Origin of the sequence: Sphingomonas populi (assembly GCF_004208535.1) — a bacterium.
GTDB classification, from domain to species: domain Bacteria; phylum Pseudomonadota; class Alphaproteobacteria; order Sphingomonadales; family Sphingomonadaceae; genus Sphingomonas; species Sphingomonas populi.
The window spans coordinates 17042-29710 of the sequence record NZ_SGIS01000042.1; the positions used below are offsets into that span (position 1 = coordinate 17042).

The following is a 12669-nucleotide window of genomic DNA, read 5'->3' on the forward strand; positions in this document are numbered from 1 at the left end:
TTAATCGGGCTTTTCGGCGCTGTCCAGCCCGCCGTTGTATGCAGCGTCGCGATTATCGGTATCTTCGTTCGCTTCGACCGGGATCGTATAGCCCTCGCCGAGCCATTTGAGCATGTCGCGGTCACGGCAGCCACGGCTGCAAAACGGCTTGTACTCGGGGCTGGGGGCGTTGCCGCACAAAGGGCAGGGCTTGGTTCTGGCCATCATCGTACCTCGAAACGGATATCGGCGCCGGTACGCCGCGCGAGCGCATCGCGCCAGTGCGGGCGCGCGGCGAGCGCGGCGTGGATCGCCGGCGAAACGTGGTGCAGCGCTGGCACCGGCGGCGGCGTGCGCTCGATCGCGCGCAGCAGCGCCCGCGCGCGCGTCGCCGCAGGATCGGCGCGGAGCAGTTCGGGCAGCGATTCGCGGCTGCGCTTGCGGATGATCTGGAGGAACCCGAAGCCGTTGACGGCGGTGCGCTCGAACGGCTGCGGCAACCCCGCGTCGATCGCCTCGGCGACCGCCTGACGTGGCCCCTTGCCCGCGATCGTCGGGAAATCGACGCCGATCGACCCGCCGATGTCATGCCGCACGATCGCCGCCGCCACCGCATGCGCTGCCGCCACCGCGAGCGGTTCGAGCGGCCCCGACCCATCGACGTCGAACAAGGTCATCGCCGGCGTCGGGATCATCCGCAACGCGCCGCCGGGAAAGGCGATGTCGCCGCCGATCGCTTCCTCCAGCACCTCGGACCAGCCCGCCGCCTCGAACGCGTCGCTCTGGTGCGGCAGGCAGGTACGGACGGGCAGGGGTCCGGCGCTGATCCGCTCCAGCAATGTCGGCGCGGCGCGTGGCGGCCCTTCGGCTGGTATGGCACGCGGCAGCTTGTCGCGCCCGGCCTCGCGCACGGCTTCGCGGGTGATCTCGACCGTCAGCGCGGCGCCTTGCGTGATGCCGGGCGGCAGCGGCGCGAGCATCGCTTCGCCGCCTTCGAAGCGCACGCGCCCCTCGCGGCCTTTGACCGTGATGTCGATCAGCCGCGCCGCCAGCACCGCGCCGAGGCGCGGAAACGTCTCGTCAAGCTCGATGCGCGCCTGAAGGATGGCGCCGTCCTCGACCAGCGCGGCGCGCGCCTCGCCGATGCCGGCTTCGAACAGCCATTCAGCCAAGCGCGAGGCCCGAGGCGATCAGCAGCGCGCGCGTTTCGAACAGCGGCAGGCCGATCACGCCCGAATGGCTACCCGCCAGATAGCGCACATAGGCTTCGGCGCGGCCCTGGATGGCATAGCCGCCCGCCTTGCCGAGTCCTTCACCGCACGCGACATAAGCATCGATCTCGGCTGGCGAGAGCGGCTTGAACGCGACGATCGTATCGACCATCCGCGTGCGGACCTTGCCGTTCGCGTCGATCGCACAGATGGCGCTGATGCAATTGTGCCTGCGGCCCGACAGCAGGGCGAGCAGCTCGCGCTGGACGTCCTCGGTTTCGGCTGGCGGCAGGATGCGACGGCCGACCGCGACGGTGGTGTCGCCTGCGATCACCACTTCGCCGTCAGCGCGGGCCACGGCGGCGGCTTTCTCCTGCGCCAGCCGCAGCGCATAGACGCGCGGCAGCTCGCGCGGGCGCGGGCTTTCGTCGATGGCAGGCGCTTCGATTCGCGCGGGCACCACCCCGATCCGCGCGAGCAGATCGCGACGGCGCGGCGAGGAGGAGGCGAGAACGAGATTGGGCGTCATCGGTTCAGTCGCCACGGGAGATTTGGTTCATCACCACATTCCGTTCGTCCCGAGCCCTTCGGCTGGCTGGCAAGCCAGCCGCCCGGGATAAACTTCGGCCCAAGGGGCCGAAGTCGAGGGGCACGCGCATCATCTGCGACCGGGGCCTCGACTGCGCTCGGCCCGAACGGAGAGGGAAGGTCGCCACATCGCCCGTGACACCCGCAGGCGTCACTTGAAGCGATAGGTGATGCGGCCCTTGGTGAGATCATAGGGCGTCAGCTCGACGAGCACCTCGTCGCCGACCAGCACGCGGATGCGGTTCTTGCGCATCTTTCCAGCGGTGTGGCCGAGGATTTCGTGATCGTTCTCAAGCTTCACGCGGAACATGGCGTTGGGGAGAAGCTCCACAACCTGTCCACGCATTTCGAGCAGTTCTTCTTTTGCCAAACAAACCTCTGGGTGAAAGCGAATTTTGAAATGAAGCGCGCCCATAGCGGGAAAGCGCTCCAAAGGGAAGCAGCCCGCTACCATGCCGCCATTCGGGCGGTTCAGGCGGGATTATATTGCTTCAGGAACGCTTCGAGTTCTTTGAGGAACTGGACCCGGTCGGCCTCGGACGAGAGATGGTGATCGCCGCCGGGCTGTTCAACATAGCGATAGGTCTTGCCCGCCGCCTTCAGTCGCGAAACCATCAGCCGCGATTGTTTGACCGGCACGGTGCGATCATCATCGCCGTGCATCAGCAGCACCGGAATCGAGAAATCGGCCGCGAAATTGGCGGGCGATACGGCGGTCAGATCGGGCGAGCGCTCGCGGAAATAATCCTTGCTGCGGCCGCCGTTGAGGAACGCGCCATCGTAGCGGATCATCCCCGGCATGTCTGACACGCCTGCGAACGACACCGCGCAGCGATAAACGCCCTTGTCGCGTTGCGCCGCGCGCAACGCGGCATAGCCGCCGTAGGAGCCGCCGACGATGCAGACGCGCTTGGCATCGGCGAGGCCCTCATGCGTCGCCCACGCCACCGCGTCGGTCAGGTCGTCCTGCATGGCGAGGCCCCATTGGCCCTTGCCGAGATCGGTGAACTTGGTGCCATAGCCGGACGAGCCACGGTAATTGGGCTGGAGCACTGCATAGCCGCGATTGGCGAGGAATTGCGCCCACCAGTCCCAGCTCTCGTCGTCGCGCGCGATCGGCCCGCCGTGCGGCATCAGGATCAGCGGCAGGTCTTTTGCCATGCGCCCGGCCGGCAGAGTGAGAATTGCGTGGATCTCAAGCCCGTCGCGCGCCTTGTAGGTGATCGTCTTGACGGGCGCGAGCTGCTTGCCGGCAAGCTGGTTGTTGATCTGCACGAGCAGGTGCAGCACCCCTTCCTTGGGCTCATAGAGATAATAGCTGCCAGGGATCGACGCGCTCGCCACCTTGACGAGCAATCGCGAGCGGTCGCGGCTCCACGACACGATCTGCCCGCGGCGATTGCCGAGCGCTTTGTCGAAATCGGCCTGGATCGCCGCCAGCACCGGGTCGGTCCAATGCGTGTGCTGGTAGGTGTCGGTGTAGCGCGCGCCGATCATCTGCGTCCCGTCGTCGGAGGTCAGCAGGCTGTCGAGATCGTATCCAGGCACCGCATAGAGCGGTGCGCCGCGCGTCATCGTCTTGAGGTCGAGCGGATAGATCGTCGAGAAACCCTCGGCATCGTCGTGGATCGCGAGCGCCTTGCCCGGCTCGGGCAGGAACAGTGCGGGATTATTGTCGAGCGAATTGCCCGCGCCCTTGGCCCGCTCGATCACCCGGAATGAAGCGGTCGGCTGGTCGCGGTATAGTGCCCGATAGCTGCGGCTCTGGTCGGCATAGCCGACGCCGTAGCGGACCACGCCGGCGCCGTCGGCATACCAGTTCATCACGGTATCGGTGGAATGCACGACCAATTTGCTGCGCCCGGTCGAAACATCGAAATCGCGCACCTCGGGCCAGAAATCGGACCCCTCATATATGCTGCGTTGCATAGCGATCAGCATGTGCGGGGAGCCGTCGTGCGCCGTCCACAAGATGTCGTCGGCGTGCTGGCCGAGCGGATCGACACCGAGCGGGATGAGCTTCTTGCCATCGGCGCTGACGCTGATCGCGCGGGTGACGTAGAAATCGTCGCCTTCGACCGACTGGCTCTTGCCGACGCTGACCACCAGCCACTGATCGTTGACCCATTGCCAGCCGTTGAGATCCTGCTTGCCGGGATCGATCGACGCCGTCTTGCTCTTGTCGGCGAGCGGTATGATCGCGAGCCGCTGCTTGCCGTGAACCGCGATCCGCGCGGCGAGGCGCGTGCCGTCTGGCGACAGTTGCGGCGCTTCGATGAAGGGCAGGGTGGCGAACGCCTCAAGCGGGATCAGCGGGGCGGGCGTGGGCGGAGTCTGCGCCCCGACCGGCGCCAGCGCGGTCGCGCCCAAAGCCAACAGCGCCGAACCGGCGCCTGCACGCAAAACCTTCATGTCATCCCCCCGGACATTCCCCCGCCGGCGCACCGGCGGGAGAAGCGTAATCCGTGGAGGGTCTTCGGAAAAGCGGAAAGTTCAGACCGCTCTGGTCGGCTCAGTCGAGACCGAGCGCGACATGGCTGCGCGAGCGGCTGTAGGCGAAATAGATCACCAGCCCGATCGCGCCCCAGCCCGGCAGCACCAGCTTGGCGGTCAGCGGCAGCGACAGGTACAGGCCGATGCAGCCGATGATCGCGAGCGGCGCGACCAGCCACACCACTGGCGTGCGGAACGGGCGCTTGCGGGTGGGGTCGGTCTTGCGCAGCACCATCACCGACACCGCGACCATCAGGAACGCGAACAGCGTGCCCGCGTTCGAATAATCCGCGAGCCTCCCCACCGGCAGGATCGCCGCCGCGAACGCCGCGGCGATGCCCGTCACCACCGTCACGACATGCGGCGTGCGGAACTTGGGGTGGATCGAGGCGAGCTTGGCGGGCAGCAGGCCGTCACGCGCCATCGTGAAGAACACGCGGGTCTGGCCGAACATCATCATCAGCACCACCGACGGCAGCGCCAGCACCGCCGCCAGCCCGACGAACCGCCCGACCATCGGCCAGTTGATCACATCGAGGACATGGACGAGCGCTTCCTTCGAACACACCAGCGGCTCGATCGCGCCCGAGGCGACGATCGCGGCGCAACGGCCGGCGATCTCGGGCGTGCCCGGCGACAGCACCACGCCCGACAGCGAGCGCACCGGCTGCGCACCGATCGCGCCGATCGCGCCCGAGGCGACCAGCAGATAGAAGAGCGTGCAGATGGCGAGCGATGCGATCAGCCCGATCGGCACGTTGCGCTGCGGGTTCTTGGTCTCCTCGGCGGCGGTCGAGACCGCATCGAAGCCGACATAGGCGAAGAAGATCGACGCCGACGCGCCAAGCACGCCAAGCCCCGACGAGCTGAACGGATTGCCGAACCCGGTCGGCATGAACGGATCGAAGTTCTTGGCGTTGAGCACCGGCAGCGTCAGCGCGATGAACGCGGTGAGCGCGACGATCTTGATCGCCACCAGCACCGCATTTGCGCGCGCGCTCTCGGTCGTGCCGATCACCAGCAGCCAGGTCACTGCGGCGATGACGACGATGGCGGGGACGTTGATCCACCCGCCGGTCGCCAGCGCCGTGTTGAGGTCGGCGCTGGGGGCCGCCCCAAGCGCGAGGTACATGTTCGCCATCAGCGCATCGGCGTTGCTGATCGCATTGGGAACATGCCACCCAAGACCGTTCAGCAATCCGACGAAATGGTTCGACCAGCCGACCGCCACCGCGCTCGCGCCGACCGCATATTCGAGGATCAGCGCCCAGCCGACCATCCACGCCAGCAATTCACCTGTAACCGCATAGGTATAGGTATAGGCGGACCCCGAAACCGGCACCATCGAGGCCAGTTCCGAATAGCAGAGCGCCGCCACTGCACAGACGAACCCGGCAACGACGAAGCTCAGCAACATGCCGGGACCGGCCTTTTGCGCCGCTTCCGACGTGAGAACGAAGATACCCGTGCCGATGACCGCGCCGACCCCCAGCATGGTCAATTGGAAGGCGCTGAGCGATCGATGCAGGCCTTTCTTTTCCGCCGTGGCGAGAATCGCGTCCAGTGATTTGACACGCCCAAAAATCATTCAAAAACCCCCGGAATGGCTGGCGATCGGCTCTGTTGGCCGGCTTTCGGAAAGTCGCTGAGCCTAGTGGTAAATTCCTGACACGCAATCCCCTTTACCGGGGTCAGTCGCGCGTGAGCATCGGCCCGAGCTTGCGCCCGGCGAAGATGTGGACGTGGAGGTGCGGCACCTCCTGATGCGAATCGAGTCCGGTGTTGGCGAGCAGCCGATATCCCGGCGCGACCAGCCCCGCCGCCCGCGCCACCGTACCGACCGCGCGGACGAAGCCGGCGATCTCGGCATCGCTGCCACGCGCGCTGAAATCGTCCCACGACACATAGGCGCCGCGCGGGATCACCAGCAGATGCGTCGGCGCCTGCGGGTTGATGTCGTGAAACGCGATCGCGAAATCATCCTCATAGACGCGCTGCGACGGAATCTCGCCGCGCAGAATCTTCGCGAAGATGTTCTGGTCGTCATAGGGCAGGGTGGCGTCGATCGGCATGGTCGGCTCCTTTCTTGCAAAGTCCGAACGGGATCAGGCGGGTCGCGCCGCCTTTTCGTCGATCCCCGAAACGCCCTCGCGACGGCGCAATTCGGCGCGCACGTCCTCAAGGCTCAGCCCGGCATCGGCGAGCAGCACGAGCAGGTGGAAGACAAGATCGGCCGCCTCGCCGGTCAGCGCTTGGGGGCCTTCCGAGACGGCGGCGATCACCACCTCGGTCGCCTCCTCGCCGATCTTCTGCGCGATCTTGGCGCGGCCTTTGCCGAACAGCTTGGCGACATAAGAGGAGGCGGGATCGGCGCCCCTACGCGACCGGATCGTCGCTTCGAGCGTATCGAGGAAGTCGGTCATGCGGTTCCGTCCCGATCGACCGGCGGCTTCTGCCGCGGCTTGGTGAAGCGTTTGCGCAAAGCGCGGCGGACGAGGAACACGCCGATCGCCGCCATCACGAACAAGGCGATGTCGGACGCGGCCGGCGCGGTGCGCGGGACCGGCACGCCGGTGTGCGCGACGGAGGCGGTGAAGAGAAGAGAGGCTGGCATGAGGTAAGCGTAACACCCTTTCCGTTCCCCGGCGAAGGCCGGGGTCCAGTCCTGAACAATCGCGCGCGGCAGCGCGTCGGCGCTCCGCGCCGAGTCTGGACTCCCGCCTTCGCGGGAGCACAGCTTAACGCTCCGGCCGCCGCACCGGAATCCCCGCCGCCGCCAGCGCGGCGTGCGCGTCGGCGATGCTCGCGTCGCCGAAGTGGAAGATCGACGCCGCCAGCACCGCGCTGGCATGCCCCTCGACCACCCCCGCGACCAGATCGGCCAAGCCACCGACCCCGCCCGAGGCGACCACCGGCACGCTGACCAGATCGGCGATCGTCCGCGTCAGCTCCAGGTCGAAGCCGCTACGCGTCCCATCGCGGTCCATCGAGGTGACGAGCAATTCGCCCGCTCCAAGCTCCGCCAACCGCACCGCATGCGCGACCGCATCGATGCCGGTGCCGCGCCGCCCGCCGTGGGTGAACACTTCCCACCCCGATCCGCTGCGCCGCGCGTCGATCGAGGCGACGATGCACTGGCTGCCGAAGCGGTCGGCAATCTCGGCGACAACCTCGGGCCGCGACACCGCCGCGCTGTTCACCGCGACCTTGTCCGCCCCCGCCAGCAGCAACGCACGCGCATCCTCGGCCGATCGCACCCCGCCGCCGACCGTCACCGGCATGAAGCACACTTCGGCGGTGCGCCGCACCACGTCGAGGATCGTGCCGCGCGCCTCGTGGCTGGCGGTGATGTCGAGGAAGCACAATTCGTCGGCGCCCGCCGCATCATAGGCGCGCGCCTGCTCGACCGGATCGCCGGCATCCTTGAGATCGACGAAGTTGACGCCCTTGACGACGCGCCCGTTGGCGACGTCGAGACACGGAATCACGCGCGCACGGACGGTCATTTGCGAGTAACTTCCCTGAGTAACACCATAGCGACGCTGCCCAGGGAAACCACGGCGAGAAAACCGTTGAAGACGGCGGCGCACCAAAACAGAATCGGCTCGAATTTCCGAAAGAAGGTTGGCTGATATCCGCTTGATATGAGCTCCATCTCTCCAGTTCGAAAGCCTTCGAGAAGGCGGCTGACGCAATAGGCCCCTATCGCGAAAAGTATCAAGCCGCAGAGAAACGACATCACGCCCCCTTCGCCACCGCCAGCGCCTCGGCCAGATCGAGCCGCCCATCATACAGCGCGCGGCCGGTAATCACGCCCTCCACGCCATCTTGCGCATGCCGCGCCAGCACATGAATCTCGTCGATCCCGGCCACGCCGCCGCTCGCGATCACCGGAATCCGCACCGCGCGCGCCAGATCGACCGTCGCCTCGACGTTACAGCCCTTGAGCAATCCATCGCGCCCGACATCGGTGAACAGCAACGCCGCGACACCCGCATCCTCGAACCGCCGGGCCATGTCGGTGACGGTCACGGTCGAGACATCGGCCCAGCCCTTGGTCGCGACGAACCCGTCACGCGCATCGACTGCGACGACGATCCCGCCGGGAAAGTCGCGCGCGGCACCCCGCACCAGATCGGGGTTCTCCAGCGCGGCGGTGCCGATCACCACGCGCGCCACACCGATATCAAACCAGCCTTCGATCGCCGCGCGCGTGCGGATGCCGCCGCCGAGCTGAACCCGGCCGGGGAAGCGCGCGACGATCGCGCGCACCGCCGCGCCATTGACCGAATCGCCCGCGAACGCGCCATCGAGATCGACGACATGGAGATGCCCGGCCCCGGCATCGGCGAACAGCATCGCCTGCGCGGCGGGATCGTCGCCATACACGGTCGCACGCGCCATATCGCCCTCGGCGAGACGCACCACCTGACCGCCCTTGAGGTCGATCGCGGGGAAGACGATGAGGGTCATGGCATGTCCGTTATATATAGTGCGCAGCGCGAAGCCCAAACCGTCACCCCAGCGCAGGCTGGGGTCTCCAGGGGGAGGGCGTCCGGCCAAAACCGGGAGATCCCAGCGTGCGCTGGGATGACGCGTGGGGCGGGGAGGATCACGGCGCCCATGTCAGAAACCTCCGCAAAAATTGGAGGCCATAAACCTGGCTCTTCTCGGGGTGAAACTGCACCCCCAGAATATTATCCCGCCCGATCGCCGCGACCACCGGCCCGGCATGGTCGCTGGTCGCGACCACATCGGCGCCCTCGAACGCATAGCTGTGCAGGAAATACGCTTCGCCCGGCACGATCAGCGGATGCGCGGTGACCGGCACGACATCGTTCCAGCCCATGTGCGGCACTTTCGCCGCCGGATCGGCGGGGGTGAGCCGCCGCACGCTGCCCGCGATCCAGCCGAGTCCGGCATGCACGCCGAACTCCTCGCCGGTCTCGGCGAGCAACTGCATGCCGACGCAAATGCCGAGGAACGGTACGCCATCACCGCGCACGCGCCGCTCCATCGCCTCGACCATCCCCGGCACCGCGCGCAGCGCGCTCGCGCAAGCGGCAAACGCGCCGACACCGGGCAGGACGATCCGGTCGGCCCGCGCTACGACATCGGCATCGGCGGTAATCACGACATCACCCGCACCCGCCGCCTTCAGCGCATTGGCCACCGAATGCAGATTGCCCGCGCCATAATCGATCAGGGCAAGCGTCATATTTCTTCTCCCCTCCCTGGAAGGGAGGGGGCGGGGGTGGGTCGGCTTGGGGCGGAGGTTACCGTGCGGCATGGGCCGACCCACCCCCAGCCCCTCCCTTCCAGGGAGGGGAGCAGGCGCGCCGCATTCCCGCTCACAGCACCCCCTTGGTGCTCGGAATCGCATCGGCCTTGCGCGGGTCGATCTCGGTCGCGGTGCGCAGCGCGCGCGCCAGCCCTTTGAACGCGCTTTCGATCAGATGATGGTTGTTGGTGCCATACAGCCGCTCGACATGCAGCGTCAGCCCGGCGGCGCCGGCAAAGCTGTGGAACCAGTGGCCGAACAGCTCAGTATCCATCTCGCCCAAACGCGGCATCGTGAAGTCGCATTTCCACACCAGATACGGCCGCCCCGAAATATCGAGCGCCACCCGCGTCAGCGTCTCGTCCATCGGCGAGAGCGCGTCGCCGTAGCGGCGGATGCCCTTCTTGTCGCCGAGCGCCTTGGCCACCGCCTCGCCGATCGCGATGCCGGTATCCTCGACGGTGTGATGCTGGTCGATATGCAGGTCGCCGACCGCCTTCACATGCAAGTCGATCAGCGAATGCCGCGAAAGCTGTTCGAGCATGTGATCGAAGAAGCCGATCCCGGTCGAAATCTCATAAAGCCCGGTGCCGTCGAGGTTGACGGTCACGTCGATCGAGGTCTCGTGGGTCGAGCGCGAGATGGTGGCGGTACGCATCGCGCCTCCATAGCGCGCGTGCGCCGTCATGCAATCTTGGCCGTGCCGGGTGCGTGTTCGCACCCGCTTGACCCTGCGCCAAACCCCGCTACCCAAGGGCGCATGAGCGACGGTATGCCCGACAGCCTGATTCCCTACGACGAGATCGTGCAGGAAGCCCTGCGCGCCGTGGTCGGGCGCGTGCTGGGTTCGGTGGCGTCGAACGGCGGCCTGCCGGGCGACCACCATTTCTACATCACCTTCAAGACTCAGGCGCCGGGAGTCGACATCCCGCAGCGGCTGATCGAGCGTTTCCCCGACGAAATGACGATCGTCATGCAGAACCGCTTTTGGGATCTGCTGGTCGACGATTCGAAATTCTCGATCGGGCTGAGCTTCAATCAGGTGCCGTCGAAACTGGTGATCCCCTATTCGGCGATCACCGGCTTTCACGATCCGGCGGTCAATTTCGAACTGCGCTTCCAGGCGCAGGAAGGCCCCGAAGGCCCAGACCCGCAGGAATCGGCCGAGAATGACGGCCCGACCGTGACTCCGGTCGAAGACGGCTCGAACGTCGTGAGCGTGGATTTCAAGCGGAAGAAATAGGAAGCGAGGCGAGCAGCAAAGCTGCGCGCCGGTCGCGCCAGCGACGCGAACCGCCGGCCGGCGCGGCAAAGCCGCGTCCGACGTCACGGGATTTACGCCCGTGACGGCCTGAAATCGTGCGAACCGCTGTCCTACACCCCGCTTGATACGCTATGTTCGCGTGGCCATGTTCCTTGCCGGAGCCCGCCGCCGCCAGCTCGCCCACCGACTGCTGGATAGGCAACCTTAGCCATCTTTGCCCCCGAGGTTCGCATGACCGACACCCGCACCGAAACCGATTCGCTCGGCGCGATCCATGTCCCCGCCGCCGCCTATTGGGGCGCGCAGACGCAACGCAGCATCGAGAACTTCCCGTTCGGCGCGGCCGAGCGGATGCCGATCGGCATCATCCACGCGCTCGCGATCGTGAAGCAGGCGGCGGCGCGGGTGAACCGCCGCCACGGCCTGCCGCCGGAGATCGCCGACGCGATCGACACCGCCGCCGCCGAGGTGATCGCAGGCGACCACGACGACCAGTTCCCGCTCGTCATCTGGCAGACCGGCAGCGGCACGCAGAGCAACATGAACGTCAACGAGGTCATCGCCGGCCGCGCCAACGAGATTCTCACCGGCAAACGCGGCGGCAAGGCGCCGGTCCACCCCAACGATCACGTCAACATGAGCCAGTCGTCGAACGACAGCTTTCCGACCGCGCTCCACATCGCCGCCGCGCTCGCTGCGACCCGCGCGCTGGTGCCCGCGCTCGAACAGCTCGAAGCGTCGCTGCTTCGCAAGGTCGAAGCGTGGGGCGATATCGTCAAGATCGGCCGCACGCACCTTCAGGACGCGACCCCGGTCACGCTCGGCCAGGAATTCTCGGGCTATTACGCACAACTCCGCCTCGCACGGACGCGGATGGTGCCGCTGATCGAGCATGGCCTGTGCAAGCTCGCGCAGGGCGGGACGGCGGTCGGCACCGGCCTCAACACGCCGCCGGGCTTCGCCGAGGATATCGCCGCCGAGATCGCCGCGCTCACCGGCCTGCCGTTCGAGACCGCGCCGAACAAGTTCGAGGCGCTGGCGACACACGATACGCTCGTCGATTTCTCCGGCCGGCTCAACACGCTCGCGGTCGCGCTCACCAAGATCGCCAACGACATCCGCCTGCTCGGCAGCGGACCGCGCTCGGGGCTGGGCGAACTTGATCTGCCCGCCAACGAACCGGGCAGCTCGATCATGCCCGGCAAAGTCAACCCGACCCAGTGCGAGATGCTGACGATGGTCGCGGCACAAGTGATCGGCAACCATCAGGCGGTGACGGTCGGCGGGCTTCAGGGGCATCTCGAACTCAACGTGTTCAAGCCGCTGATCGGCGCCGCCGTGCTGCGCTCGGTCGATCTGCTCAGCGTCGGCATGGCGAGCTTCGCCGAGCGCTGCGTCGACGGAATCGAACCCAATCGCGGCCGCATCGCCGAACTGGTCGATCGCTCGCTGATGCTGGTGACCGCGCTCGCCCCCGAGATCGGCTACGACAACGCCGCCAAGATCGCCAAGCACGCGCATGCCGAGGGGCTGACGCTCAAGGAAGCCGGGCTCGACCTCGGCCTGGTCGATGCCGACATGTTCGACCGGCTGGTGCGGCCGGAAACGATGGTGTGACGTCGCAACCAGCTCCCCTCCCTTGAACAAGCAGGGGCCGGGGGTGGGTTGGTTCGCGAGGGAAGGTGCCGCCCGCCACGAGCCGACCCACCCCCGCCCCTCCCTTCCAGGCAGGGGAATCGCATTTGAGCTGGAGGGAGTAGCGCCGGGCAGGAAAAAGGATTCTGAAGCGTCTTCTGGAAAGACCGGGAGATGCAGGTGCGTGGTTTTCGAGAGTTGTTCGAAGTTGTGCCAGA

The 12669-nt window shown here is 66.7% G+C and carries 16 protein-coding genes; 2 read left to right on the forward strand and 14 right to left on the reverse strand.

Annotated elements, in window-relative coordinates:
* From EWE75_RS20215 to hisB, 14 genes are all read right to left on the reverse strand, one after another.
* Window positions 1-207 carry a DNA gyrase inhibitor YacG gene (locus tag EWE75_RS20215; protein WP_427915804.1) on the reverse strand — a complete coding sequence of 69 codons (207 nt, stop codon included), beginning with the start codon at window positions 205-207 and terminating at the stop codon, window positions 1-3.
* A complete protein-coding gene (locus EWE75_RS20220) occupies window positions 204-1151 on the reverse strand; it encodes an Rne/Rng family ribonuclease (RefSeq protein WP_130159909.1) in 948 nt (315 codons plus the stop codon). Before EWE75_RS20220 ends, EWE75_RS20215 begins: the two co-directional genes overlap by 4 nt.
* Window positions 1144-1719, reverse strand: coding sequence for a Maf family protein (locus EWE75_RS20225; protein WP_130159922.1), 576 nt, complete (start codon window positions 1717-1719; stop codon window positions 1144-1146). The genes EWE75_RS20220 and EWE75_RS20225 overlap by 8 nt, the downstream gene beginning before the upstream one ends.
* 210 nt (window positions 1720-1929) lie before the next feature.
* Window positions 1930-2148 carry a translation initiation factor IF-1 gene (infA, locus tag EWE75_RS20230; protein ID WP_010162480.1) on the reverse strand — a complete coding sequence of 73 codons (219 nt, stop codon included), beginning with the start codon at window positions 2146-2148 and terminating at the stop codon, window positions 1930-1932.
* Between the two features lie 101 nt (window positions 2149-2249).
* Window positions 2250-4190 carry an alpha/beta hydrolase family protein gene (locus EWE75_RS20235; protein WP_130159910.1) on the reverse strand — a complete coding sequence of 647 codons (1941 nt, stop codon included), beginning with the start codon at window positions 4188-4190 and terminating at the stop codon, window positions 2250-2252.
* A gap of 100 nt (window positions 4191-4290) precedes the next feature.
* Window positions 4291-5859 carry an amino acid permease gene (locus EWE75_RS20240; protein ID WP_130159911.1) on the reverse strand — a complete coding sequence of 523 codons (1569 nt, stop codon included), beginning with the start codon at window positions 5857-5859 and terminating at the stop codon, window positions 4291-4293.
* Between the two features lie 103 nt (window positions 5860-5962).
* Window positions 5963-6343, reverse strand: a complete 381-nt coding sequence (locus EWE75_RS20245; protein ID WP_130159912.1) for a histidine triad nucleotide-binding protein — start codon at window positions 6341-6343, stop codon at window positions 5963-5965.
* Window positions 6344-6376: 33 nt separating this feature from the next.
* Complete coding sequence (locus tag EWE75_RS20250) at window positions 6377-6694, reverse strand: phosphoribosyl-ATP diphosphatase (RefSeq protein ID WP_130159913.1); 318 nt, start codon at window positions 6692-6694, stop codon at window positions 6377-6379.
* On the reverse strand, window positions 6691-6885 hold the full coding sequence (locus EWE75_RS20255; protein ID WP_130159914.1) for a hypothetical protein: 195 nt from the start codon (window positions 6883-6885) through the stop codon (window positions 6691-6693). Before EWE75_RS20255 ends, EWE75_RS20250 begins: the two co-directional genes overlap by 4 nt.
* Before the next feature lie 124 nt (window positions 6886-7009).
* Entirely contained in the window at window positions 7010-7777 is a 768-nt protein-coding gene (hisF, locus tag EWE75_RS20260) for an imidazole glycerol phosphate synthase subunit HisF (protein WP_130159915.1), read from the reverse strand.
* The gene (locus EWE75_RS20265) at window positions 7774-8010 is read right to left on the reverse strand and encodes a hypothetical protein (RefSeq protein ID WP_130159916.1); all 237 of its coding nucleotides are present in this window, start codon (window positions 8008-8010) and stop codon (window positions 7774-7776) included. Before EWE75_RS20265 ends, hisF begins: the two co-directional genes overlap by 4 nt.
* Window positions 8010-8744, reverse strand: a complete 735-nt coding sequence (gene hisA / locus EWE75_RS20270) for a 1-(5-phosphoribosyl)-5-[(5-phosphoribosylamino)methylideneamino]imidazole-4-carboxamide isomerase (protein WP_130159917.1) — start codon at window positions 8742-8744, stop codon at window positions 8010-8012. Before hisA ends, EWE75_RS20265 begins: the two co-directional genes overlap by 1 nt.
* A 139-nt stretch (window positions 8745-8883) precedes the next feature.
* Window positions 8884-9489, reverse strand: a complete 606-nt coding sequence (hisH, locus tag EWE75_RS20275) for an imidazole glycerol phosphate synthase subunit HisH (protein WP_130159918.1) — start codon at window positions 9487-9489, stop codon at window positions 8884-8886.
* A 133-nt stretch (window positions 9490-9622) separates the two neighbouring features.
* Window positions 9623-10210 carry an imidazoleglycerol-phosphate dehydratase HisB gene (gene hisB / locus EWE75_RS20280; protein ID WP_093222985.1) on the reverse strand — a complete coding sequence of 196 codons (588 nt, stop codon included), beginning with the start codon at window positions 10208-10210 and terminating at the stop codon, window positions 9623-9625.
* Between the two features lie 102 nt (window positions 10211-10312).
* On the opposite strand from hisB, the gene EWE75_RS20285 reads away from it, so the two are divergent.
* The gene (locus EWE75_RS20285) at window positions 10313-10795 is read left to right on the forward strand and encodes an SspB family protein (protein ID WP_069204993.1); all 483 of its coding nucleotides are present in this window, start codon (window positions 10313-10315) and stop codon (window positions 10793-10795) included.
* Between the two features lie 252 nt (window positions 10796-11047).
* On the forward strand, window positions 11048-12433 hold the full coding sequence (gene fumC / locus EWE75_RS20290) for a class II fumarate hydratase (RefSeq protein WP_130159919.1): 1386 nt from the start codon (window positions 11048-11050) through the stop codon (window positions 12431-12433).
* Window positions 12434-12669 lie beyond the last annotated feature (236 nt).

Bases quoted from the DNA above. Each gene is read 5' to 3' on its own strand.
- EWE75_RS20285 (WP_069204993.1), top strand. From the start codon at position 10,313: ATGAGCGACGGTATGCCCGACAGCCTGATTCCCTACGACGAGATCGTG.
- EWE75_RS20215 (WP_427915804.1), bottom strand. From the start codon at position 207: ATGATGGCCAGAACCAAGCCCTGCCCTTTGTGCGGCAACGCCCCCAGC.
- EWE75_RS20235 (WP_130159910.1), bottom strand. From the start codon at position 4,190: ATGAAGGTTTTGCGTGCAGGCGCCGGTTCGGCGCTGTTGGCTTTGGGC.
- EWE75_RS20250 (WP_130159913.1), bottom strand. From the start codon at position 6,694: ATGACCGACTTCCTCGATACGCTCGAAGCGACGATCCGGTCGCGTAGG.
- EWE75_RS20245 (WP_130159912.1), bottom strand. From the start codon at position 6,343: ATGCCGATCGACGCCACCCTGCCCTATGACGACCAGAACATCTTCGCG.
- hisF (WP_130159915.1), bottom strand. From the start codon at position 7,777: ATGACCGTCCGTGCGCGCGTGATTCCGTGTCTCGACGTCGCCAACGGG.
- fumC (WP_130159919.1), top strand. From the start codon at position 11,048: ATGACCGACACCCGCACCGAAACCGATTCGCTCGGCGCGATCCATGTC.
- EWE75_RS20255 (WP_130159914.1), bottom strand. From the start codon at position 6,885: ATGCCAGCCTCTCTTCTCTTCACCGCCTCCGTCGCGCACACCGGCGTG.
- hisB (WP_093222985.1), bottom strand. From the start codon at position 10,210: ATGCGTACCGCCACCATCTCGCGCTCGACCCACGAGACCTCGATCGAC.
- EWE75_RS20240 (WP_130159911.1), bottom strand. From the start codon at position 5,859: ATGATTTTTGGGCGTGTCAAATCACTGGACGCGATTCTCGCCACGGCG.
- hisA (WP_130159917.1), bottom strand. From the start codon at position 8,744: ATGACCCTCATCGTCTTCCCCGCGATCGACCTCAAGGGCGGTCAGGTG.
- EWE75_RS20265 (WP_130159916.1), bottom strand. From the start codon at position 8,010: ATGTCGTTTCTCTGCGGCTTGATACTTTTCGCGATAGGGGCCTATTGC.
- EWE75_RS20225 (WP_130159922.1), bottom strand. From the start codon at position 1,719: ATGACGCCCAATCTCGTTCTCGCCTCCTCCTCGCCGCGCCGTCGCGAT.
- hisH (WP_130159918.1), bottom strand. From the start codon at position 9,489: ATGACGCTTGCCCTGATCGATTATGGCGCGGGCAATCTGCATTCGGTG.